Origin of the sequence: Reichenbachiella sp. (assembly GCF_039941815.1) — a bacterium.
Lineage (GTDB): Bacteria > Bacteroidota > Bacteroidia > Cytophagales > Cyclobacteriaceae > Reichenbachiella.
Map to the genome: position 1 here is coordinate 580,272 of NZ_JBDVDW010000032.1, position 24,937 is coordinate 605,208.

Genomic DNA, 24,937 nt, shown 5'->3' on the forward strand with positions numbered 1-24,937 from the left:
CATGAAAACACTTGCCAGAATTTTATTTTTAAGTTTAATTATTATCAATTTTAGTTGCAGCGATGATGACGACGATGGAGGGCCCGCCTATGAATTTACCAACCAAAATCTCCAGGGTCAGATCAACGGAAAATCCTGGTCATTCGTGGAAGGTGTTGCTGAAGTAAGCCCGTTCGACGACACCAAACTGTCTATTGAACTGGGAGCTGAGGAACTTGAGTCACCGTGTGATCTTTTTGCTCTCTCTGGACTTAGAGTTTTCTTCTCCATACCCCATGAAGTAGCACTGACAGAATTGAATTTCTCTCTGGAAGAAGGTGGGCAGACCGTTACGCTCTTTGATCCCGATGGTACCCTCAACATTATCGCTACTGAAGGTGCAGTAGAAATCCTTACAATCACAGACACAGAGGTGACGGGAAGGATAGATGCACGAGAAGGAGGAGGTGGAGAAGACGGAGTGAATGGTAACTTTAGCGTGACTTATTGCTCAGAGTAGCTGCGCTAGAATCTCAATTATTGCTGCTAAGCACTATTTTAAGCGTACAACTTAGACCATTACTTGTTGCCTTTGCCAGATACATGCCGTCAACTAGAGAGCTAAGATCAACCGAAGAAAGGCTATAAGCCGAAAGCCATAACTCATGAATTTTTTTACCCGTCAGACTAAATATTTCTAAACGCGTGTTTGACTGGTTACTCAAGAAGTTGACAATTTTATCATTCGATGACGGTACGGGAAAGGCTCGTAGCGTCAGGTTGTTATCTGATGATTCTCCAGCGACATTGAAAAAATAGACACCGCCCTGGATGCTACCCACTACGACGGATGTGCCTCCGGTAAACTCACCAATGGCAGGTTTAGATATTCTACCCAATCTCGTCGGCACCAAAGAAGAGTTAGACTCAAGGCTGAGAACAGACGCTTGGGCCAGTGCATTTCCGGCTCGATAGTTTGAGTAGATAAGAAGTTCCCCAGTTCTATCTGTGGTGATCAAATCTGACTCGCCATCACCATCTACATCTCCTGCAGTGATCGATAAATTGCTTCGCTCACTAGTTGCGGTCAAGCCAAGATATTCTTGACTCTCGACTGTAAAATTGGGACTTTCGAACGTTCCTACATTTCTGTAGTAATCCAGCTGACCACTAGACAATCCAATCAGTAGGTCTAGTAGACCGTCTCGATCAACATCATCCAAATAGTAATCGTCTAAGAGAGTTAGATCAACATTGAACTCTTTGATATCTGCTAAGTCGAATGTCAGTTCGGAATTAGATCCTGCATTGATTATATAGTAGATGTTCGATGCGTTCAACACGTCTCTACCCGAGAAAATCAGGTCAGTGATTTGATCATTGTTCAAATCCACCAATTGGGGCTTGATGTGGGTGTATCCCAGGGAAGATAGACCAAACAAATCGTCAGTCTGCCATTCTAATCCCGTTGCAAGGGATCTGAAATAAGAGAGACTGCTTGTATAGTTGCCGTCTTTCATCCTTCCGGCGTTGCCTAGGACTAAATCGTCCTGGCCGTCACCGTCTATATCCACCAAGGCCGGATTGGCATATTCGCCTACATCAATCATTTCACCCTGCAGGAAAACTGTGGAACTAGTAAAATTATTCGATGTACCGGCGCCGATATTTTGATATAAAAAGCTGGAGAAAGTGAAATCAATCATGCCATCAACATTTGAGCGTTCGTTGCTTGAGATCAGTAGATCTCTCTTCCCATCGAAGGTGACATCTTCGTAGAAGGCAGCAGGAAAAGAAGTAAAACTGATTGGTTGATCGAATACTGGAAAGGTATTGTCGAAGGGTAGAAATGAGGCTATTGTAGAGTTCCCGCTATTTTCTGAATAATTTAAATTGACACAGGCCTCCTGACTTATGATGATATCTACTTTACCATCAGTATTGTAATCCAGACTAAGAATGGCTTTGCCACCAGCATGTTGAATGCGGCCGGACTCATCACAAGTTTCACCAACGGCAATATCGTCACAATCGCAATCTCTAATCTCACCATAGCTTCGCGACTCACGTGCGAAGGTAAGTCCACACGCACCGTCATTTTCTACTGAGAGATTTTTGTGAAACTCGATTTGCTCACTGGACGCAAAATCAAAAACCAAAATATCAAGATCTCCATCATCATCCAAATCCGAAATGGAGGGTATGTCTATAGGATTGAAAAACAAATTGATAAGCGAGCTTGAGCCTTGAGTTTTCAATGGGTCTGCGACTAACTCCCAAGAGAGATCAGTATCCGAAGATACGTTTCTAAATACTCGAATGCCTTGTCCTGTATAGGTGAAGAGATCTTTTTTATCATCACAATCATAATCGGCCAAGACCATCCAGTTTTGCAAGCCAGTTGGAAATTTGAAGTTATAATCAGGGCGATAGAGATATTCTGATCCAGTATTCTCAAAGCAAGTGATTTGATCAGCAGATCGGTCGAATATTAAAAGATCAAGGTCTAAATCGCCATCCATATCCATCGTTTGATATTGCGCACTATTGATTCCGCCAGCAAAAGGCATCGATAGTGTACGATCTCCAATGCTCACAGCCGGATCGACATACTCCAGTTGCACCTGTGCTAAAAGCAGCGAAGAGCACTTCAAAAGAGCCAAAAACAGTATGATGGGTTTTATCATTATTGTTATATACTACCTGCTGCCAACACAATGAAATTTATAATAACCAGAATTATTGAGTACTGATAAATATATTTGTGGGCTGCCATACAAATAACAACAAATTTGGATCAAACCATTTCTTTCCTTTACGAAAAATTTTTAGCAAGCGACGGGGTTTGTACCGATACCAGAGCGCTTCAAAAAAATCAAATCTTCTTTGCTCTGAAAGGAGACAGTTTCAATGGTAATACGTATGCCTCCAAAGCACTCAAGGCAGGAGCACTATTGGTCGTAATCGACGAGGAAGAGTTTAGTGAAGGTAATAAGTGCCTGCTTGTCGAAGATGTACTACTTACACTTCAGGAATTGGCCATTCATCACCGTGATCAATTTGACATTCCTTTTTTTGGAATAACCGGGTCCAACGGAAAAACGTCAACCAAAGAGTTGACTGCTCGTGTCATGGGGGCTGATCGCAAGGTGCAATGCACCAAAGGAAATCTCAACAATCATATAGGAGTTCCGCTCACAGTACTGAGCATACAAAAGGATACAGATTTTGCCATCATTGAAATGGGTGCTAACCATATCGGAGAGATCGCCAGACTTTGTGAGATCGCCAAGCCCACGCACGGCCTAATAACCAATATAGGAACCGCGCATATAGGGGAGTTTGGTGGACAAGAAGCAATCATCAGAGCCAAAAGCGAACTCTTTGACTATTTGAGGAAAAGTGAGGGTGTACCGTTTATTAATGTAGCCGATCGTGTATTGAATAATATGATCAAAAGATTTGATAACGCTGTGACTTATCCAAATGAGTCTTGCACCCTTCAATCTGCAACTCCCTTCGTCCACTATATTGACGAATATGGCGAGACTCATGCTACTGAGATGATTGGTGCGTATAATTTCGCAAATATTTCTGCTGCAGTCACAGTTGGAAAATATTTCGGTTCACAAGATCCCTATAAGGCAATTGACGGCTATATGCCGGAAAACAATCGTTCTCAATTGATAGAATTAAGTTCCAATACCGTTATTCTGGATGCATATAACGCTAACCCCGATTCTATTCTTGCCGCACTGGAAAACCTGGCGGTGATTAAGAGTGACAACAAGGTTGCTATTCTGGGAGATATGAAAGAGCTAGGTGTCTATTCTCATGAAGAGCACCGAAAAATTATTGATTTCGCTGAAACCTTAGACTTGAAACAAGTGTATTTAGTAGGAAATGATTTCTGTGAGGCGTTTGATCACAACCGGTCAAAAGTGTTTAGAAAAATTGAAGAATTGATCATCGAGCTTCGGCAGCATCCGCTCGTCGCAGCCACCGTACTGATTAAAGGCTCTAGAGGCATGCGTATGGAGCAGTTAATAGATTGTGTCGATATATGGAACTAAAACCAACTGTAAAATTTTTAAAAGAGTTATCAGCCAACAATACAAAAGAGTGGTTTGACCAAAACAGAAAGACTTATGAGAGTTGTCGTGTAGAATTCGTCGATCTGGTTTCTAAAATAATCCACGAGATATCAAAGTTCGACCCAGAACTAACAGGAGTTGATCCTAAAAAGTGTGTATTCAGAATCAATAGAGACATTCGATTCAGCAAGGACAAGACGCCTTATAAGACCAACTTTGGTGCCTTGATGGGCGCTAATGGAAAGAAAACTGAAGGAACCGGATTCTACATTCATTTGGCATCGGGCCAAAGTTTTGCAGGTGGTGGGATTTATATGCCACAGCCAGAAATGCTGGCAGCTATTCGCCAAGAGATAGATTACAACCCTGACCGCCTCAAGGAGCTTATATCCTCTCAAGAATTTAAGCAAACGTTCGATGAAATCAGAGGAGACAAGCTCAAGACTGCGCCCAAAGGATATCCCAAAGATCACCCCAATATCGAACTCTTGAGGCTAAAGAGTTTTTATGTGGTAAAGGAATTTTCCGATAAGGAAATCACTGCTGATGGTTTCTTCGATGAGCTTATTTCTACCTATAAAAAGGCGTATGAGTTCAACAAATATTTAAAAGCTGCAATAAGCTAAAATTTTATTGCAAAAGATTTGGAAATATCCATTCCTAATCTATTTTTGCACACCCAAATCAAGGGCGCTTAGCTCAGCTGGTTCAGAGCACCTCGTTTACACCGAGGGGGTCGGGGGTTCGAATCCCTCAGCGCCCACATTAAAAAGCCATTGCATTATGCAATGGCTTTTTTTATACTAATACCTGTATCCCTTGTTTAGGACCAGTCAACATCATATGATTTTATTTATTCTTCTTTAGGTACCTGACTGACATCAAGCCTTGCGCCATTGCCCTCTACAGACGAAACACAAAAGAATCCCACGACCAAAGCATCAGAAGTCGAATTTTCAATATTCGTTGGAATATTACTCAGCGGAGTATCAAATAGTGCGGCAAATCCGCCAGGTCTATCTGTTTGAATTCTGAGCTCGTTCAAGAAATTGTGTGCTGCAGGAGTAATAGAATGTAATTCAACATATAGTGAATCTCCATCATCAAAGGGAGATACAAATACATCCTCTTCTCCTTCCTTCTCATCAAATGGGTTAACTGCATCTCTGATCGGAGGAATAAATATCAATCCATCTATGGCACCTCCCGCAGAAAATCCGGCGTCCCAAGCAATGTTGATTTCAGAAGGTTTGCCAAGAAATTCTTCGTTTTTGAACGATTTGATCCAATAAGTATCCCCAAACCCTTCGATATCTCTTGACCAAAATTCGCCAAGATAGAATTCGTCTTCTTCTCCAAAATTTAGGGAATTTTCAAATTTGAAGGTGACACTATCCACTGTTGGCACTCTATTTTTTATAGATGTGGCTGTAAAGGTGTCTCCACCAACATTTACTGTGAGCTGATACGCATTGCCAACTGTACCAAAAGTTTCGGTCGCATAAGGCCAAACATAGTCACCGTTTGTGGTCTCCACAAAATCGAACCTGACACCTTCATTGTCAGTCAAATAGACTTCAGCACCAGTGACTCCACTGCTTTCAGAGTTATCAAAATACGGTTGAGTTCTGGTCAGAGATATGACCTGATCTTCTGGTTTGTCAGTAACCCATGCATCTACAACCAAAATCTCTGGTGCATCATCTAGTTCTGGATAGATTTGATCATCGCAAGAAGAAATTAGCGCGATTACAAAAAGTATGTTTATATATTTTAAAGCTTTCATTGTCATTAGAATTTGAAATTGTAAGAAACTGCCGGGATCATATTACCAATGATCGACACTTGTCTGGCTTGGGTGTTGACCAAAGCACCGGGGTCAGGCCTGACATCCTCTTGGGTAAAGTATATGGAGAATGGATTTTTTCGGCCATATAGATTGTAGACTGAAAACACCCAATAACTCTCATTTTTTCTACGCTCACCATTGCGCTTGTAACGCTTGCCTTGCAATGTAGCTGAGACATCCAACCTATGATAGATAGGTATTCTAAAATTGTTTCTTCCGTCGCCATAGTTATAAGGCACCACATAGTCACCCATTTGAAATCTTGAGGTGGGAAAAGTCGTAGGGGTACCCGTCAGGAAGGTAAAGTTTGAAGAAAAGCTCCACCGATCATTTAGATCATAAAAGGCTGCCAGTTTCACATTGTGACGTTGATCGTATCGAGTAGGGTACCAATTACCGCTATTGATACCATCGACTTGTAATTCTGTCTTAGCCAGGGTATAACTGATCCAACCCGTAAACTTGCCGGTATTCTTTTTGGCATATAGCTCGAGTCCATAAGCACGCCCATCACCTGTTAGCAAATCACCTTCTATCAGCTCATTGATTAGCAAATCTGCTCCATCTATGTAGTCAATCTGATTGGCCGTTTTTCGATAATAGACTTCTGCGGAAAATTCTACATTATTGTCCGGACCAAAATTCCTAAACCATCCCAGTGCTACCTGATGACCTGTTTGGGGCTTGATATTGTTGCTGCTCGGAGTCCAAACGTCCAATGGATTAGAAGCTGTAGTATTTGAGATCAAATGCAGATATTGGCTTGTCTTGTTATAACTCGCTTTAAACGAATTTTGATTATTCAGCTGATACTTCACAGAAAAGCGGGGTTCGAAGTTGTCATAATTCTTTATTACCTCTCGGCTTTCGTACTGCACCTCACCTATCACAGGTTTTCTGATACCTGGAATAGTGTCGCCATATATATAAGCAGTCCCAGAACCCAGCAAACTAAAATTGGAGTAGCGGATACCATATTGTAGCTGAATGTTGTTTCCTATTTTTTGATCGTTTGAAATGTATAGAGCAGATTCCAGTGCGTTTTTAGAAGGAAGACTAATATCTCTGGCTTCTCCATTACTCACACCGATGGCATTTGCAGGTTCAAACTCTAGAAACAGTAGTTCTCCACCAAATGATAGCTCATTGTTCGGGTTCATGAAATACGTGAACTCTGGCTTGAAATCATAGTTTCTAATCCGCGAATTCCAATCAAACTTGTCCATGTCATCATCACCAAAGGCAAGTACGTAGTCATAGTCACTATAAAATGCCGTGAAATTGGCAAATATCCGATCTGTAAAAATGTGATTCCATCTTAACGTGGCTGTCTTGTTTCCCCAATTAAAGCCTTGATTTGCATCAAATTTAAAATTGTCTCTACCGAAATAGCCTGACAAGAAAACCCTGTTTTTCTTATTGATATTCCAGTTTGTCTTCATCGTCAAGTCATAAAAATTGAGCGCAGCACCGTCGTCCAGTGCATCGGTGAAAAGCTTAGCAAAAACATCGATATAGGATCTTCTCGCCGCAATAATGAATGACGCTTTATCTTTGACAATCGGGGCCTCGACTGCCACTCGGCTAAAGATTGTACCTACACCTCCCTGTGCTGCAAACTCTTTGCTATTGCCTTCTTTCATCCGTATATCCAACACAGAAGAGATCCTCCCTCCATACCTTGCAGGTATTCCACCTTTAATCAAGTTGACGTCTTTGACCGCGTCAGGGTTAAACACAGAGAAAAATCCTAACATGTGAGACGAGTTGTATACCGGAGCTTCGTCAAGCAGCACCATGTTTTGTCCCACGCTACCTCCGCGTACATTGAAGCCTGACGCTCCTTCACCTACAGTAGCTACACCAGGTACCATCTGAATACTACGAAGTACATCTGCTTCACCCAAGAAAGACGGGATTTTTGTGATCGTCTCAATGTCGAGTTTGTTGGTCGACATCTGTATACCAGAGACGTTGATATCTTCTGGTTCTGCTGAGATTACTATTTCTTCCAGCTGCTGACTTTCAGAAGGCAGCTCTACATCTATCCGCTGGTTTTCTGACAAGTTAATACTTTGCACCACAGACTGATATCCTATATATCTATATTCTATCTCATAGGTGTTTTCTGGAAGAGTTATCGAGTAAAACCCGTAGGCATTGGTTATTACGCCTTGTGATGTTCCTTTGATCAGCACCGTGGCACCGATCAGGGTCTCCCCGTTGCTTGCATCTTTTACATAGCCACTAATGGTATTTTGAGCTTGAGCGTACATAGTCAAACAAACCAAAAGTTTGGCCAATAGTAATTTGTTCATTGAGTTTAGTGTGATTTTAGTTTTTTACTTGTAATTAACTTTTTTAAGACCTGACTCATCCAACTTACACTTATAAAGACGTACTTTATTTTGAGTCAAATGATCTGAACCTTTTATTCTGAGCTAGTTGATTTCTAATTATGTTTTACAAAAAGACAATATTTGGAGCTAAATGGTTACCAACTCGGTAATAAATATTGAATTCTATTTTCTAGAAAACCAAAAAGGTATCTACCCCTACATCCACGTAAAAAATATGGTGTTAACTATTTTTGCTTATTCTTCTTTGAAAAAAGCACAAAGGATTCCATATCAAGTGCGCCTATAGCTCGACCGATGACCTCCAGTGGAAGGTTTTCCAATTTTCTAAATCGAACACAACTTTTGCCCATATCCATTTTTTTGCCACTGGCTTTGTAGTCATTCTCAAAATTGGCTCGCAGGGCCGCATCACAGTATATGCCAGAGAGGTAAACAGCCATATGGTTTTTCTGCGAGGCTAATGCAGCAAACATCAGTGGTTTCTTATTGTAGGTATCGGGATAGACATGCAATGGTACTTCATAGCTAATCAAACCATAATTCATCGTTTCTTCGATCCCTTTAGGAAGATGCTTGAGGATGACCTCGCGGACTTTGCTGATCGCTTTACTGCGATCCTCGGGTAGGGTTTCTAAATATTCTTCAACAGAAGTGGCAGTGCTTTGCATGTCGACAGGGCATGATTAAGACTAAAATTAGCCTTTTCGTTGGACATGTACCAAGGATCAAATATCCTTTTGCGACATAAGGGTATAAAATCTTCTGCACTTTGCAGGTATTTAAGTAGAATATTACGCTCCTGTTATCACTTATTATAAACCTTCTATCACTGAATTTGCCGTTTATCACAAAATATCCTCCCTCTTAGAGGATACACGTTTATCTAGTTGTTAAAAATTCAAATACCATAACCATTTATATTATGAAGACAAAAATTAACATGCAAGCACTTTTTACGGCTGCGTTGATCGCAATGCTGTGTTGGGAGGTAAGTGCCCAAAACGTAACTACGCCAAGAGCAGTAAGTCCTGCTGCAGAATTCACTCAGACTGTAGGGATCTCTACGATCAACATCAAATACAGTAGACCGCGTGTAACCTTTAGAGGCCAAGATCGAAGTGGAAATATCTGGGGAACTCAGGTCCCGTGGGGATTTGACGCCACTACATTTGTAGATGGAAGCAATATTCCATGGAGAGCTGGTGCAAATGAAAACACCATAATAACATTTTCACATGATGTCAGTATTGAAGGCAAAAAAATTGCTGCTGGATCTTATGGGCTACATATGGCCGTATATGAAAATGGAAAAGCCACTGTGATTTTTTCAAACAATACTTCTTCGTGGGGTAGTTTCTACTACAAAGAGGCGGAGGATGCGCTCAGAGTAGATGTACAAACCACAGCTATCGATCACACTGAACTGTTGACTTATGACGCGATCGCTATGGATAATACGAGTGCGACTATTGCCTTGAAATGGGAAAAGAAAGCTATTCCGTTTAAAGTATCTTTTGACGTACACGAAGTTGTGCTAGCTAACTTTAGAGATGAACTTAGGTCTATTCCAGGTTTTGGATGGCAAGGTTTAAATCAGGCAGCTCAGTACTGCGTGCAAAACAACATTAATCATGAGGAAGCTATTCAGTGGGTTGATCGATCAATCGCCAACACTAAAAACTTCAACAACCTTTCGACAAAAGGTCAGCTTTTGACTCAGCAAGGTAAAACAGCTGAGGCTCAGGCCTTGATTGATGAATCTGTAGCAATTGCCAATGTTGGTCAACTGAATTTTCTTGGATATCAAATGATCGGTCAGCAGAAATATGATAAGGCCATCGAATACTTTACACTAAATGCTAAGAGGAATCCTGAAAATGCCAATTGCTGGGATAGCCTGGGTGAGGCTTACAAAACAAAAGGAGATAATAAAAACGCAATCAAGTACTTGAAAAAGTCACTTTCACTGAACCCTGCTCCAAATGTGAAAGCTAACTCTATCAAATTATTGAAAGAGATGGGTGTGGATACCAGTGGATACGATTCTTAAAAGAGATTTCCAGTTTGGATAATGTTTGGGCCAGCTAGGTAGCTGGCCTTTTTTATGGGTTGATTTGCCTAAGCAAATGATAGACCTCTGTAGCCTCTTCGCTAAGCTGGACGTCGGCCGTCAGATCCATGTCTTGTTTGTTTTTAAGGAACTTTTCTCTGTTTTTACTCCTTGACTCAATGCCAATCCAGTTAAAAATTGTTTTTTCGACCTTGTGAGTATCTTCGAGAAAATCCTGATAATGCACAAATAGGAGATTCTGGTCATCACCAAATTTTAGAAGATAGCTATAGTATTCCACCCATAGTGCCAACCAATATTCCAGTGTGTCAGGATCTGCAAATTTTCTCTCCAGCTTGGACAGTCTAAAGGGTTTGTGATGCAGGCCAAATTCGTGATGGCCCAACCAGTCCATATATTCAAGCGCAAAAGGTTCCTTTTTCTGCAAGGTCAAGAAATTTTTGTGTTGCTGTAACAGTGAGGATGCATGCTCCATTGGTTCTCTATACATGAGTATGACCTTAAAGTCCTTGTTGTGTTTTCTTAACGACTCATATCTAAGTATCAGGTTATTATTTTTTACCAAATAGGTTTGGCGATTTGGTGCGACCAAATTTTGGTAAAGTAGATACTGATGATAGGTGTCATCGCTCAGATCGTGAAGATCAAGGTGGCCATCTGAAATATATTTATCCTCGAGATGGACCTTAAAAAAATATTCATCAAAGGCTTCTGCAGAGTTAAGGCTATGCTTCATCTGGTCTTTGTGATGCCTCTCTTGAAGTCGGGTATTCTTTGGTGAATAAAATATCTTCCAAATTCGGGTGCCCATCAGCATAGGCATATTGGCATATGAAAGTGAAGAAAACCTGTCCTGATCGTTTAACATTTGCATGAGCGCAGTGGTACCGGATCTTGCAAGACCTGAAACGATTACAAATTGGGGATTCAAATTATTCTTTTTCAGAAAGATGGCTTTATCCAATGAAAACAGGACTTTCCCTACTTGATAATGGTCCAGAATCAGCCGATGAAACAACTTAGACCAGTCGGAATAGTCTCCTTGGGCCTTGGGCCAAAAAAGAAGAGGAATCCCTCCACCTACTGACAGAGCAACAATGAATTTGTATGAAGAATAGTCTTGAGCATATAATTCTTCTAGGGAAGAATTATTGACTACGTACAGTAGTCCATAAAAACCAAAAAACAACAGCCCAAGGGTGGATAGAAAAACGGCTAGCCAAAGCAGAAGGCTTGACAGTCGTTTGATCAGGTGAGTGGTCTTTTCGTTTTCATCGATGGAGGTATTGAGCATCATGTCCAACAATCGAACAGTGGACATTGCCATTAAAAAAAACGGTTTTTTCGCCGTAAGAATAAGCCCTACAGTGAATAGTAAGGAACCAGTCGCCACCCAAAAGTAATGACTCATGGCTTAGTTGTTTTTGCCACGGATTTTTCTAATCAGATTTTTGATAGGCGTCCAGATGATCATTCCAAAGCTAAATACTACAATGAGCAGAATAATAATCACAAGGAATATGGTGCCTATACCAAGTCCCGGGCCTAAGTAAAGAAGTGTACACAGCATATTTTAGAAATTTATGTCTTCATACAATTGCATCCAATGTGGAAGATAGATCATATCTTCTTGCGAAGTGTCCAACTGTTTTTTGAAAACAATCTCATTTTCGTTTAAAATAAAAATTTTACCCTCCTCAAAACTCTCGACAAACAGATCACCGTTGCTCAAAAACTGATGGAGACCATTTGTTCTAGTATAGATTTTTTCCAGATCAAAAAACTTCTTGAACGAATTGGAATAGGTGCTATCCATAAGATCATATATCAGGACATCCGAAGAATTGAAGGAGTCTTGAAGTTTATCCGGCGTTCCGTACTCAGACATTTGGCGCTTGGATCCGATGCCCGTAGCGTTGTTGTTGAACAATGAAATTTTGTTATCTGATAAAATGTCAACGTCGTGTTGATTGATGAAGGGTCCTTGCACTACTCTTAGAATTTTATTGGTAGCAGGCCTGTACAATAGTATCATTGATCTATGTCGTAGGCTGAGAAAAATATCGCCTTTCTTCCAGAACTCACCATCTGTCAGTAAGGGCTGAATGTCGTTTAGATGAAATGGGTCTGGTTGATCATACGAGTTGATATGATTGCTATGCCCATAGATAATGTGATCCATCCCGTTTTCCTGAAACATTTCACTCAAGCTTTTATTGAAAATACGCTCTCCGGTTGAAAAATCATACAGAGACAATTGATCTTCGCGGTAATAATAAGTCCGGCCATCGGCAGATTTAAACGGTCGCTGGGTTCGAGATCCTATCCACAGATTGTTGTTGTGATCCTGATTAATGCTATGATGATGAAATCGATCATAGACTCTCCAGACCAGCTTTGAATCCCTATCTAGTCTCACGACATTGTTCGTTTTGTTGAATCTAAAAACAATCGAACGATTCGGTAATAAAACAATGTTTTTTAGGTCAGTATTAAAGAATTCAATAGGGTTTCCTTCATAATCAAAGTGCTCTTGTCCTACTTGCCACTCATAATGTACCGAATCATCCTTTAGGTTGAATAGTCTGATTTCCCAAAGTGAGTTTTTGTTGTCAAACGAACCGTGAAGCGAGAACACGTCGTAGGTCAGTTCGTTTTTGCTTATGAAATTTGGATCTCTTGGTTTGAAGTCCAGCGGGTTTCCCCAGAGTTCGTTGCTCCTTAGCACAGCATATGCCAATTTGGGAAATTCGTAGAAGCTCTTTATTGGCTCTGTCAAAGAACCAAACCTCGTACCGCCTCGCTCGATATGAATTATGCTAAAGCTATATAAGCAAAGCAAAGAAATCAATACTACAAAGATGTTGAGATAGGTTAATATCTTCTTCAATTTGAAAAGGGGTTATAAAAAGGCCTCAAACTAGTTGAACTTGTTTATAATCCCTAATTCAAATCATCAGATTTTTGCTTCATACGTAAAATTTATGCCTTATTCAGATCGCAGTACGTCTACTGGATTGACTCTGGTGGCATGTAGCAGCTGACCGGTAATCGTGGTGGCCACAGTAAATACTATGACCACTACAGATACAATGAATGGTAATATGCTAGATGGGGGAGTATCCGGGTAGATGGTTTGCAAAAGCTGAATAATCAACGCAAACCCCAGTGGCGCTCCAAATACAAATGCTGTAAGCATAATCCACACATACTCTTTGTTGGCCTGCTTAATGATAGAAAATCTACCAGCTCCCAGTACTTTTCGCACACCAAATTCTTTCATTCTTCGCTGAAGATTGAAGCTCAACAGCCCAAAAAGCCCGAGACAGGCAAGGATCATTGCAAAGGCTGATATGGTTATTATAAGTGTAAGATTGCCCTTGTTTTCTCTATAAAAATCATCAAAAGCAAATCTTTGGAACTCTCGATCATAAGGGTCATTGGGAGCAAAATCGAACCATACTGCCTGAAACTGATCATCCACTTCGAAAAGCTGATTTTCTTCCGTTTTGACAATAAAATACTTATGCTCATCGGGGTTTCCGATGGTAAAAAAAGCGGCGTCCGTTTCTTCATAAAAATTACGTGTATAAAAATCTTCAATAACGCCAATTACATAATAATCTGTGCTGTCATGAGTAAACTTCATATCAAGTGGTTTATCCCAACCCATTTTGGACGCAAATTTTTTGTTGATTACCGTTTGTTTTGATGGATAAGACGAGTTCTGGTCGAATAGTCTACCTTCCGCAAGCCTCAAATTCATTGTTTCAAGATAATTGGGAGTACTCTGGTAATGCAGCGTTTTGAGTTGTGATTCACGTACACTGATATGTGTGAGCCAGTTGGATCTACCCAGGTGGCCCAACCCTTCAGCATAGGATAGGACAGCCGGATTTGCTTCAGCCGTTTGCCGGAGGGAGTTGAGATGGCTGTTGTCATTTACTCTAATTGAAAATACCCCATTTGCTTTGTAGCCCCAGTCTTTGTCATTGAGATAGATGGCATTTTCTGTAAATACAAAGCAACCCACCACCATCATAAACGCCAGTAGTAATTGAAGTGTAAGCAAGATTTTACTGAACCAATTTTTTCCGCCAAGTTTTTGATTGCCTTTAAGAATAGCTGCCGGCTGAAATCTTGAAACATAAAACGCTGGATATGAGCCTGAAGCAAAGCCAATAAGTAAAAGCAGACCACCAAAAAACATAACAGCACTTTGAAAAGACGAGAACGAAAACGGAATTTCCACCGGAAACAAATAGTTAAAACCTGGGAGAAAGAAATAGTAGCTCAACAAGACTCCAAGAAATAAGGCGACTAGACAGAGTATAAAGTTTTCTGTAAGAAATTGATAGATGATGTTTTTTCTATCGCTCCCCATCACTTTTCTCATGGCGATTTCTTTGAGTCTCTTTGTAGCCGAAGCCACCGCTATATTCATATAGTTGAAACAAGCCAAGGCCAATAGGATTATTGCGATTACCGATAAGGCCATTCGCCCAGCAGGATGACTGCCTCCCGACACGCTTCCTTTTATTTGATAGTCCCGAATAGACATTTCTTCCAGTGGAACAAATTCAAAAATATTTATTGTCCAATCTGTAGCTGCTATGTTATGCCTATTGGCAAACTCCGTCATCTGATCATCTAGCTCTGATGGGTGGTGACCAGAGGCCATTTCTACAAAGGTGGCATTGGTCAAAAAATCCCAATCCATTTTTTCATAGCCTTTAATATCAAAAAGATTTTCCATTGGAATCATGATATCAAAACCAAAACTGGAGTTGGCGGGATATTTTTTGAGTACTGCACCAACTAGGAAGGATTGGGTTTGATTGCCTCCAAGATTGATGGTAAGCGTTTGTCCTATGGGGTCCTCTTCTCCAAAATATTTGACTGCCATGTCATGACTAATTATCATACTTTGTTTGTCCTCCAATATATTTCTTGGTCCTTTTGCCAGTTCGAAATCAAATATTTCAAGAAAAGAGGGTTCAATGTAGGACAGTCTTTCAGAAAATACTTTGTCGCCATACCTTACGTTTCCACCGACATACTCCATGCGCATGGTATTGCTTACAGATGCATTGTTCTGCTCCAATTCTTCTGCGAGTAAAAGTGGGTTTATACCCCACAGTTCATCACCAGATTCATTGTTTACATGATTGATCAATTGATAAATATTGTCTTTTTTTGAATGGAATTGATCCATATGGAGCTGCATATCCACAAAGATAAATGTGGTAATCGCACACCCTATGGCAAGAGCCAGACCAAAGATGTTGATGAAAGAAATAGCCAAGTTTTTACTAATATTTCTAAATCCTATTTTTAAATAGCTACTAAACATAATGAGTGAGTTTATTTTGAGTTTGTTTGACTTGTTCAGATTGGACCACCTGAAGAACCTAATGACATCCCAGACATATTTTCTTCTAGCCTTCCTTTCTCCATCCTTCTCTGCACGACGATAAAATAGTTCTTGTGCATCCCCTTGAATTTCTTCAAGAAGGTCAGGGTGACAATACCACTTTAAAAATCGATCGGCCCATTTAGGCGGAGAGATATTCAAGGTTATGAAAAGTTGAAAGTGAGTTTTGGGATCGCGTTGTAGAGTTCATTGCGCAACCCAATAGACTGATCGAGCGCTGCTTTTCCCTCAAAGGTGAGTGTAAAATATCTTTTTCGTCTACCCCCGCGCTCATTTGTGGCACCTCCCATCCTCGACTGAACAAAGCCCTTCTTTTCCAGGCGTTTCAATACTTCATGGACTGCGCTAATATTGACATTTCGGCCTGTTCTAGATGCAATTTCATCCATGACAGCAACGCCATAGGCTTCATTAAATAGAGCTCCCACTGTAAGTAGAGCAAGTTCTTCAAATTCACCAATATGAGTTCCCTTCGTTGTTCCCATTCAAAAAATTATTTGTTATACAAACGTGAATTTAATTCATTAGTTTCAGTTTTGTATAACTAGAAGATAATTATTTGCATCTCAATTACTGTTGGATCAACAAGGCAATTCAGCTATCTTGTTTCCCATGAAAGAAATTTCAGCTTTGCTTCTCGTTTGTTTTATGCTGGCTGCTAATACCTGCGAGTCCCCTTGTATTGATAAAAACAAAATCAACCTTGAAGGGATTTGTACGATGGAGTATGATCCTGTCTGCGGGTGTGATAATGAGACCTATAGCAATGCCTGCCAGGCTGGTAACGCCGGTGTCACCCGATGGGAAAAGGGGGCTTGTAAATAGCCGGTTTATACAAGATGCTCTCTGATGTATCCAGCAGATTTGTCTAAAAAAAGATGAAACTAAATTTATCCATGCCGAGCAAGTTGTTTTCTTTTTACTCTCAGGAGCTCACCAACTATCGACTAGCAAAAATAGCGAACGACAGTGCTCAAGTTTGGCACCATCTGGAGCGTGCTCATATCATCGGTCAAGCCTACCCAATACAACATACGCAGACACATTGGCTAATGCTCATGCAAGGCTGGCAAGAAAAAAGATTCAATGAAGTTCTAGGTCAAGCGATTCGGTTAGTATTTGGAGGCCCACTCTCTTTTATTAACTACTTTCCAAAAGGTAACCCTGGAAGCATTAGAGTATCTATGATGAAACCAGAAGCCCTTCCTGAGGACATCGCCCAATTTTTTCGTGACTACACCTAGACCACTAAGCATATAAATTCGTATAGCAAAATAAACCTCTACTGACTTATGGATATTCACAACGACTGGAGTAAAATTCGACGGCACTTTAGCCTGAGTTTCAAAAATAGTCTTCATGTCTCTATTGCCTCCGTTGACACAGAGCAGAACCCCACGGTGACTCCTATTGGTTCCTTTTTTTTGAATGACAACCTTTCCGGTTTCTATTTTGAAAAGTATGCTTCCAAACTCCCTGCTCATGCTAGCACAAACTCCAACATCTGCATATTAGGCGTGAATAGCAATCGTTGGTTATGGATCAAATCTCTTTTCAAAGGACGATTTGATCAGTATCCTGCAGTAAAATTATACGGTCAGCTTGGCGCAAAACGTAAGGCATCAGACCAGGAGGTGCTTCGTCTCAAAAGAAGAATGAGAACTACAAAACGACTCAAGGGCCATAAGTATCTCTGGGGGCAAATGGATAACGTCAGAGAGATTAGCTTTCACAAAGCTGAATGCATCAACCTGGCGGAGATGACTAGAGGGCACTAGTCCCTCTTCAGAAACCTCAGTCTTCGAGGTGAAACAATAAGCTTACATTAAAAACATTGCTTACCGCGTCTTGATAAGGATCATCCAGAGGAACATTAAGTGTAAGACCAGGTTCGAAATTTTTGGATCTGTAGCTCGCACCTAACGCAAATAAAAATGAAGCGGCGTCATCCTCTCCAAACTTGGAGTCTTCAGTCAGCCCAACTCTACTATTAATTGCAGCCAATACACCTATGCCATCGGACGTCCTAAGTCCAATTTGACCCATCAGATCAAGATGTAGAAGCGACACATCAAAGTCTTTTAGTTTCCAATAAAGTAACCCTCCTCTGACCCTATAATAAAGGCCATTATCGTTGATTGGCTTTTCTGCCGTTAACTTGGCGTTTAAACCCCAGGTATTCGGTGTGAATTTTTCTTCTCTGTTAAGCAATGCCAATGTTCCAAAAGAACTGGCGAACAGCTTGTCTTCTGCTGTAGTCGGTAGCGAAGCGCCAATCTCAACTCTTAACGGTTTAGATCTGTCACCAGTGCGGATTCCTACATAGAGATTGCCAATAGTCGTTTCAGAAGGAAAAGAACTTTCGCTTGCTTTGAAGTGCGAAATTGGTAAGTCCACGATCAATTCCGTTTTTTCTCCTACGCTAAACCCTCCAGACAAATCGTAAACAGCTGTAAGAAAGCCGAGTCCGTCATTGCCTCCACTTAATTTTACTTTTGAAAATTCAAAGGCAAAAAAACCAGGGTTGTTGTTGTTGAGCCAAGGGCTTTGTCCAAAAGACTGAAAGGACAAAAGAGTAATGCAGATTACTGCGCAGAATCTTAATTTTGAGTAGGCCATCGTGCTGTAAATTTTAGATTAGTAAAATGATTACAAAAGTATCACTTCTTAATAATAAATGGAAAAACTATTTTAAATAAACAGAACGTAGATTACAGATCTACCATTCCTTTTAACAGCTCTCTTACATTTTCGAAACTATTGACACTAAATTTAGCCGCCGAATTGGAGCTCCCAACCTTGACCGTATAGGCCTCCTTGGGCATAGCCTTGAAAGTATCTTCATCAGTCCAATCATCACCAATGGCCATGATAAAATCGGCATTCTCATGTCGCTTCATCCAATTGCGAGCTGCGCGACCTTTGTTGATTTCTGTGCTCTTGATTTCTACGACCATATCGCCTTCCAGCACCTGCAAGTTTTGATTGGAAGCCAGATATTTTAAATGGCTCGTGAGTTCACGCGTTCTGAGTTCTCCTAAACCTGTCTCTACCTTTCTATAATGCCACACAAGAGAATAATCTTTTTCTTCCACAAATGACCCTGGTGTCCGTGCTACATAGCCCTCGAGCACATCTCGAATGTCGTCTTTCCATACATCTGTAAGGTTTGTGATCGTATGCCATTCTTCGCCATGACCTCTTAGCCATACTCCATGCTCGCCGATGAGATCTACCTTTGATAGATTAAACCAGCTCGCTAAGGTTTGCTTATCCCGACCACTAATGATCACTACAGTTGACGTTTTGTTTTTTGTCAACCCTCCGATAATTTCATACAATTCTTCGTCAGGTTTGGCCGCCTGAGGATCACCAAAAAATCCTTTGAGGGTACCATCATAGTCGAGAAAAATCAGGGACTTTTTAGCCTTTTTATACGCCGTCTGAATGGATTCCTCTGATTTTTTATCTAACAATTTGGTGGTAAGGGCTCTCTGCTCTTCTTTTACCACAGAGAGTCTATTCATAAAGAGATCAACCCAGTTATATATATTGTATCTCTTGAGTGTGTTTTGCATGACAATCATGCGCTGAACTTGTTCGTCCTCTTGCATTTCCAAAGCTTCGCGTATAGCCTCTACCATCTGCTCCCGGTTGTTTGGATTGACCAAAAGAGCATCTGACAGCTCTTTAGATGCACCAGCCATTTCACTCAAAATCAGCACCCCTTTCTTGTCCAGCTTACTGGCTATGAATTCTTTGCAGACGAGGTTCATCCCATCTCTCATCGGACTGACGAGACATACATGCGCCATTCGATAAAATGCAGATAACGCATGCAAAGGATAGGAACGATAAAAGTAATGTATTGGGGTCCAGCTCAAACGGGAGTATTGTCCATTGATCCGTCCAACAAGCAAGTCGATTTCTTCTTTGAGTTCTTTGTACTTTCCTACTTGATCTCTAGAGGGTACGACCACCATTAGCATAGAAACCTTCTCCCGGTATTCGGGATTTCGCTCAAGTAGTTTTTCGAAGGCCTTAAGTCTTTGAGGAATTCCTTTGGAATAATCCAACCGGTCTATGCATAGAATAAGTTTTTGTGAGCCAATGCTGGTTCTGTACCTGACTTCTCTTTCGAGAGTCTCCGGCGCTGCTGCAGTCTCAGCATATTTATCATAGTCTATTCCCATCGGGAGCGCATCAGCCATGATCTGGCGATTGTTGTAATTGATATGCCCGTGTTCATTTCCCACTCCTGCAAGTCGGCTGACCGACGAGAGAAAGTGGCGCGTATCATCGTAGGTATGAAAGCCCAAAAAGTCAGCTCCAAGCATACCTACCAGCAGCTCTCTTCTCCAGGGCAGAATTCTAAAGGATTCGTAGGAAGGAAATGGAATATGAAGGAAAAACCCAATGGATATCTCAGGTAACTTTTCTCGAACCAGTGCCGGCAGGAGTAGGAGCTGATAATCATGAATCCAAATGGTATCATTTGGGTTTGCGTTTTTTATAACTTGATCGGCAAATTTTTGGTTGACCTCCTGATAGGACCTCCAATATTCTTGCTTAAATTCAGAGAATTGATTGAAGTAGTGAAAATTTGGCCAAAGTGTTTCGTTTGAAAATCCTTCATAATACAACTCAATATCCTCCTCTGTAAGAAAAACCGGAGCCATGTTCTGATCTTTTAACTCTTTTTTAGTTTGATCTTCTTCTGACTTGCCACTTAGAACAGCACCAGGCCATCCGAGCCAAATATTGTCTCCTTGCTTATAGATAGAACCTAACCCTGTAGCTAATCCTCCTTCACTTGGCATGAAGGATAATTTGTTTTCTTCTTTTACAATCCGAACTGGTAGCCGGTTGGATACAATTATTGTTTTTGTTTTTTGCTTAGCAGCCATAATTTTCTAATGAAGTACGATGCCGGTAACCTATTACCTGCGGAGAAAATTGGATAAAACTTGTCTAGTACGACTAGTATAAGTCGTCGAATCAGTTTTGGGCTAACTGGACTTAAAAGTAACGATAAAAAATAAGTTGAAAGAGATATCTATATCAATAGATTAGAACACTCGCTCTTTGGTTCTGAAAATCATCCATTTTTTCCATCTCAATTTCCCGAAGCTCCTCGATCGATCCATTAACTTCGACCCATTTTCTGATTCTATCGGTTCCATTTAATATATCAATGGGGAGTATTTCTTCTTCATATTCATAAGGTGGCTGCTTCCAGGCAAACTGCTCCCCAAGATGGTGATAGAACTCCCGATTAAGAAGCTGACCTACAAGCCAAGGTCTAAATCTACTTTTGTCCGTGATATGAATCTGATAACCATGGCACAAGATGCCTTGGTGCTTTTGAAAAGTCGGAATAAACGAGGTCGGTCTTAGTACAAAACCATCCAATCTTTGATTTTTTATTTCTTGTTGAATTTGGGTCAGTAGTTGATAATTGGCAATTGCTGGATGACCTACCGTTTCTAAACTTTTGGTGGTCCCTCTTCCTTCAGATATGTTGGTGCCTTCGAAAATTACCGTGCCCACAAAAGTAGATGCTGTCTCCGGATTGGGAAGATTTGGAGAGGGGAGGATCCAGGGCAGGCCTGTCTCTGCGAAATACATATCTCGTGTCCATCCCTTCATTTTAGCTATTCGCAACTCACAATCAACGCCCCAGTATTTCTTTGCTATCAGACCAACTTCTCCCATCGTCATCCCATGACGCATGGGAAGCTCGTATCTCCCAATAAATGATCTAAAGTCAAAATCCAAAACATTGCCTTCCATGGCCAAACCACCTATTGGGTTAGGTCTATCCAGTATAATCACTTCCACCCCCAGCTCACCGCAAGCTTCCATCATATAAATCATGGTATATATATAGGTGTATACCCTGGTCCCCACATCTTGCAGATCAATCAAGACATGATCTAAACCCTCGAGCATATCGGCTGTAGGTTTTCTTGTATCCGAGTAAAGACTGTATACCGGAAGGTCAAAGTGGGTATGATGAAAATGATCCGACTCCACCATGTTGTCTTGAACATCTGCAAAGATTCCATGCTGTGGAGCAAAGAGCTTTTTCAGACGTGAACCATACAAGGATTTGAGGAGGTCTATTCCGTGATCGAAGTTTGATGCAACAGATGCCGGATGGCAGAGATATCCCACATGACCATGTATGTCCTGAGAATTTTCCTTTAGTGATTCTAATCCTGTTATAACCATCAGACGATTTTCTCTCGAAGATACTTAGCTGTGTGGTTATTTTCCAATTTTATCATTTCCTCTGGAGTCCCTGCAAAACACAAACTTCCGCCTTGATCTCCACCATCAGGCCCGAGATCAATGATCCAATCTGCAGATTTTATAATTTCCATATTGTGCTCGATGATCACCACAGAATGGCCCTGATCGACCAATGCATTGATACTATCTAGCAGTTTCTCGATGTCCTTAAAATGTAGGCCGGTAGTGGGTTCATCAAAAATGAAGAGTATTTTTTCTTTTTGCTGTCCTTTGCCAAGGAATGATGCCAATTTCACACGTTGTGCCTCTCCACCGCTAAGTGAATTGGAAGACTGGCCGAGCTTCACATAGCCAAGACCCACGTCATCTAAAGGTTGGAGTTTGGATACAATAGCCCGCTGATCTGCAAAAAAGGTTAAACTCTCCTCTATACTCATATCCAAAATATCAGCAATATGCCTGTCATTGTAGGTGACCTCAAGAATATCTTCCTTAAAACGTTTTCCTTTGCATTCATCACAGGTCAGGTGTAAATCAGCCATAAATTGCATTTCAATTTTCACCTCGCCTTCTCCCTGACAAGTCTCGCACCTTCCACCGTCGACATTGAATGAAAAGTGTGCCGGCTTTAAGTTTCGCTGTTTTGCTGTAGGCTGATCTGAGTAGAGCTGGCGGATGGCATCATAGGCCTTGACATAAGTCACTGGGTTGGACCTTGAGCTTCTCCCAAGCGGGTTTTGATCTATCATCTCCATCCGCTGGATCATTTTGTAATCTCCATCCAGAGCACCAAACTTACCTGTTTCCTCACCGGTTACTCCTACAATTTTCCCCAAGGCAGGGTATAAGATCTTTCTTATCAAAGTCGATTTTCCAGACCCACTTACTCCTGTGACAACAGTGAGTACGCCCAATGGAATGGAAACATCAATACGCTTCAGATTGTTCTCTCTGGCTTCGATTATATCAATGCTGTGTTTCCACGGCCTTCGTCGTGTGGGTACGGGGATAAACTCTGTTCCATTGAGAAATCTAGCCGTTACGGAGTCTTTTTCCTCCAATATGTCGTCCCAATCTCCCTGAAAAACCAACTCTCCCCCGTGGATTCCGGCTGCTGGCCCAATGTCAATGATTTGGTCCGCTCGCTTCATTACCTCCTCTTCGTGCTCTACTACGATTACCGTATTTCCCAAATTTCTTAATGTATTGAGCACGTTACCTAAGCGAGCCGTATCTCTCGGGTGAAGCCCAATACTCGGTTCATCCAGGATATACATGGATCCGACCAAAGCACTGCCCAATGAGGTGGCTAACTTTATTCTTTGATATTCTCCACCTGAGAGTGTTGAGGTTAATCGGTTGAGGGTCAAATATCCAAGACCCACCTCTTTCATATAACTCAATCGGTTTTGAATTTCCTTGAGGATTCGTTTTGCTACCTGGCGATCAAATTCTGAAAGCTCAAGGTTGGCAAAAAACTCTACGGCATGATCCAACGGCATTAACACCAACTCGGAAATGGGTTTTCCTCCTACTTTGACATAGAAAGCATCTTTGCGCAATCGTGTGCCGTGGCATTCTGGACAAGACGTTTTTCCTCTGTACCGAGAGAGCATGACTCGGTATTGAATTTTGTGCAGTTGAGACTCAATAAATGCATAGAAGGCATGTAATCCTTCAAATTCACCTTTACCATTCCATAGCAAATCATACTCTTTTTCCGAAAGATCTTTTACCGGTCGATGAAGAGGGAAGTTTATTTCATGAGCAATTTTCAATAGCGGTTGAAGCCATTTTTTCATCGTTTCGCTTCTCCATGGTACGATCGCACCATCATATACAGAGAGGTTTTTGTCAGCAATGACCAAATCCGGGTCGATGCCCAATATTTTTCCAAACCCTTCACAACGTCTACATGCCCCATATGGATTGTTGAAGCTAAATAGATTCGTTGAAGGTTCTTCGAACAATATTCCGTCTAGTTCAAATCGATCTGAGAATTGCAGCACTTCGCCAGATTTCATGTGAATACGACAATCTCCTTCTCCTTCGAAAAATGCAGTTTGTACAGAATCTGAAAATCTAAAATTGGCGTCTTCGTCGGTAGCATTTACACTCAATCTATCAATCAGTACTTCGACCTTATTTGGATCAACCTGCGAAGCATCGAGCTCCTCAATCTGAGCTAGCTCACCATCTATCAACACACGAGTAAACCCCTTACTCAATAGAATGTTGAATTCTACCTCTACGCTTCTATTCTCATGTAGTCTAAAAGGTGCAGAGATCATAAACTTTGTTCCCTCATCGTACTTGTTGATCGAATTCACAACGGTGGATACGGTATCTCTTTTTACCAACTCACCGCTGATAGGTGATATCGTTTGACCTATTCTGGCATACAGCAGCTTGATATAGTCATAGATTTCTGTGGTGGTACCTACGGTAGATCTTGGATTTCTTGTATTTACTTTTTGTTCTATTGCTACTGCAGGAGATACTCCTTTTATATAGTCCACCTCTGGCTTCTCCATTCGACCCAGAAACTGCCGCGCATAAGAACTCAAACTTTCCACATATTTTCTTTGGCCTTCGGCAAACAAGGTATCAAAGGCTAGAGAAGACTTTCCAGACCCCGAAAGGCCTGTCACAACCACCAGCTTATTTCTAGGTATAGCAACACTTAGATTCTTCAGGTTGTTGACTCGGGCGTTCTTGATAATAATAAAATCTCTGGGGTCCAATTGGTCAATATTATTGGCAATGTGATTTTCTAGAATTTCGGCCATAGAGGGTGTGCATTTAACAATCCGCAAAGATAGAGATACGTGAGTCAAAAAGCATAGATCAGGAAAATATTGATTTTTTTGGCGACCTTTGTCACAAACAAGGGTT

20 protein-coding genes and 1 tRNA gene are annotated in these 24,937 nt (G+C 41.1%); 8 read left to right on the top strand and 13 right to left on the bottom strand.

The window, feature by feature from the left end:
- Position 1 precedes the first annotated feature (1 nt).
- On the top strand, positions 2-499 hold the full coding sequence (locus tag ABJF11_RS09725) for a hypothetical protein (protein ID WP_348119632.1): 498 nt from the start codon (positions 2-4) through the stop codon (positions 497-499).
- 13 nt (positions 500-512) lie between these two features.
- Here the strand turns inward: ABJF11_RS09725 and ABJF11_RS09730 are convergent, their stop codons facing one another.
- Entirely contained in the window at positions 513-2,666 is a 2,154-nt protein-coding gene (locus ABJF11_RS09730) for a T9SS type A sorting domain-containing protein (protein WP_348119633.1), read from the bottom strand.
- A gap of 105 nt (positions 2,667-2,771) precedes the next feature.
- Between ABJF11_RS09730 and murF the strand changes: the two genes are divergently transcribed.
- The 3 genes from murF to ABJF11_RS09745 all read left to right on the top strand — a co-directional run bounded on the left by murF (position 2,772) and on the right by ABJF11_RS09745 (position 4,836).
- Complete coding sequence (gene murF, locus ABJF11_RS09735) at positions 2,772-4,052, top strand: UDP-N-acetylmuramoyl-tripeptide--D-alanyl-D-alanine ligase (protein WP_348119634.1); 1,281 nt, start codon at positions 2,772-2,774, stop codon at positions 4,050-4,052.
- Positions 4,043-4,699, top strand: a complete 657-nt coding sequence (locus tag ABJF11_RS09740) for a DUF2461 domain-containing protein (RefSeq protein ID WP_348119635.1) — start codon at positions 4,043-4,045, stop codon at positions 4,697-4,699. Before murF ends, ABJF11_RS09740 begins: the two co-directional genes overlap by 10 nt.
- A 62-nt stretch (positions 4,700-4,761) precedes the next feature.
- Positions 4,762-4,836, top strand: a tRNA-Val gene (locus ABJF11_RS09745).
- Positions 4,837-4,926: 90 nt separating this feature from the next.
- Here the strand turns inward: ABJF11_RS09745 and ABJF11_RS09750 are convergent.
- From ABJF11_RS09750 to ABJF11_RS09760, 3 genes are all read right to left on the bottom strand, one after another.
- Complete coding sequence (locus ABJF11_RS09750) at positions 4,927-5,859, bottom strand: DUF4249 domain-containing protein (protein WP_348119636.1); 933 nt, start codon at positions 5,857-5,859, stop codon at positions 4,927-4,929.
- Between the two features lie 5 nt (positions 5,860-5,864).
- Positions 5,865-8,240 (bottom strand): TonB-dependent receptor, encoded by a 2,376-nt coding sequence (locus tag ABJF11_RS09755; RefSeq protein WP_348119637.1) that lies wholly within the window; start codon positions 8,238-8,240, stop codon positions 5,865-5,867.
- Between the two features lie 266 nt (positions 8,241-8,506).
- Positions 8,507-8,950, bottom strand: a complete 444-nt coding sequence (locus ABJF11_RS09760) for a DUF1801 domain-containing protein (protein ID WP_348119638.1) — start codon at positions 8,948-8,950, stop codon at positions 8,507-8,509.
- Positions 8,951-9,204: 254 nt separating this feature from the next.
- On the opposite strand from ABJF11_RS09760, the gene ABJF11_RS09765 reads away from it, so the two are divergent.
- Entirely contained in the window at positions 9,205-10,332 is a 1,128-nt protein-coding gene (locus ABJF11_RS09765; RefSeq protein WP_348119639.1) for a DUF2911 domain-containing protein, read from the top strand.
- A gap of 52 nt (positions 10,333-10,384) precedes the next feature.
- On the opposite strand, the gene ABJF11_RS09770 is transcribed toward ABJF11_RS09765, so the two are convergent.
- The 5 genes from ABJF11_RS09770 to ABJF11_RS09790 form a co-directional block, all read right to left on the bottom strand.
- Positions 10,385-11,764, bottom strand: coding sequence for a sulfotransferase (locus ABJF11_RS09770; protein ID WP_348119640.1), 1,380 nt, complete (start codon positions 11,762-11,764; stop codon positions 10,385-10,387).
- A gap of 3 nt (positions 11,765-11,767) precedes the next feature.
- Positions 11,768-11,923: a hypothetical protein gene (locus tag ABJF11_RS09775; RefSeq protein WP_348119641.1), complete on the bottom strand. Its 156-nt coding sequence runs from the start codon at positions 11,921-11,923 to the stop codon at positions 11,768-11,770.
- A gap of 3 nt (positions 11,924-11,926) precedes the next feature.
- Positions 11,927-13,243, bottom strand: a complete 1,317-nt coding sequence (locus ABJF11_RS09780) for an arylsulfotransferase family protein (protein WP_348119643.1) — start codon at positions 13,241-13,243, stop codon at positions 11,927-11,929.
- 99 nt (positions 13,244-13,342) lie between these two features.
- Positions 13,343-15,928 carry an ABC transporter permease gene (locus tag ABJF11_RS09785; RefSeq protein WP_348119644.1) on the bottom strand — a complete coding sequence of 862 codons (2,586 nt, stop codon included), beginning with the start codon at positions 15,926-15,928 and terminating at the stop codon, positions 13,343-13,345.
- Positions 15,929-15,930: 2 nt separating this feature from the next.
- Positions 15,931-16,272, bottom strand: a complete 342-nt coding sequence (locus ABJF11_RS09790; protein ID WP_348119645.1) for a helix-turn-helix transcriptional regulator — start codon at positions 16,270-16,272, stop codon at positions 15,931-15,933.
- 127 nt (positions 16,273-16,399) lie between these two features.
- On the opposite strand from ABJF11_RS09790, the gene ABJF11_RS09795 reads away from it, so the two are divergent.
- From ABJF11_RS09795 to ABJF11_RS09805, 3 genes are read left to right on the top strand one after another with little or no spacing between them, the layout of a single operon-like run.
- A complete protein-coding gene (locus ABJF11_RS09795) occupies positions 16,400-16,612 on the top strand; it encodes a Kazal-type serine protease inhibitor domain-containing protein (protein WP_348119646.1) in 213 nt (70 codons plus the stop codon).
- 53 nt (positions 16,613-16,665) lie between these two features.
- Positions 16,666-17,031 (top strand): DUF3703 domain-containing protein, encoded by a 366-nt coding sequence (locus tag ABJF11_RS09800; RefSeq protein WP_348119647.1) that lies wholly within the window; start codon positions 16,666-16,668, stop codon positions 17,029-17,031.
- A gap of 48 nt (positions 17,032-17,079) precedes the next feature.
- Positions 17,080-17,565 carry a hypothetical protein gene (locus tag ABJF11_RS09805; protein ID WP_348119648.1) on the top strand — a complete coding sequence of 162 codons (486 nt, stop codon included), beginning with the start codon at positions 17,080-17,082 and terminating at the stop codon, positions 17,563-17,565.
- A 16-nt stretch (positions 17,566-17,581) separates the two neighbouring features.
- Here ABJF11_RS09805 and ABJF11_RS09810 read toward each other — a convergent pair whose 3' ends face one another.
- The 4 genes from ABJF11_RS09810 to uvrA all read right to left on the bottom strand — a co-directional run bounded on the left by ABJF11_RS09810 (position 17,582) and on the right by uvrA (position 24,831).
- Complete coding sequence (locus ABJF11_RS09810) at positions 17,582-18,406, bottom strand: hypothetical protein (protein ID WP_348119649.1); 825 nt, start codon at positions 18,404-18,406, stop codon at positions 17,582-17,584.
- Positions 18,407-18,498: 92 nt separating this feature from the next.
- Positions 18,499-20,694, bottom strand: coding sequence for a bifunctional alpha,alpha-trehalose-phosphate synthase (UDP-forming)/trehalose-phosphatase (locus tag ABJF11_RS09815; protein WP_348119650.1), 2,196 nt, complete (start codon positions 20,692-20,694; stop codon positions 18,499-18,501).
- 154 nt (positions 20,695-20,848) lie between these two features.
- Positions 20,849-22,021: a DUF1343 domain-containing protein gene (locus ABJF11_RS09820; RefSeq protein WP_348119651.1), complete on the bottom strand. Its 1,173-nt coding sequence runs from the start codon at positions 22,019-22,021 to the stop codon at positions 20,849-20,851.
- On the bottom strand, positions 22,021-24,831 hold the full coding sequence (gene uvrA, locus ABJF11_RS09825) for an excinuclease ABC subunit UvrA (RefSeq protein WP_348119652.1): 2,811 nt from the start codon (positions 24,829-24,831) through the stop codon (positions 22,021-22,023). The genes ABJF11_RS09820 and uvrA overlap by 1 nt, the downstream gene beginning before the upstream one ends.
- Positions 24,832-24,937: the final 106 nt, after the last annotated feature.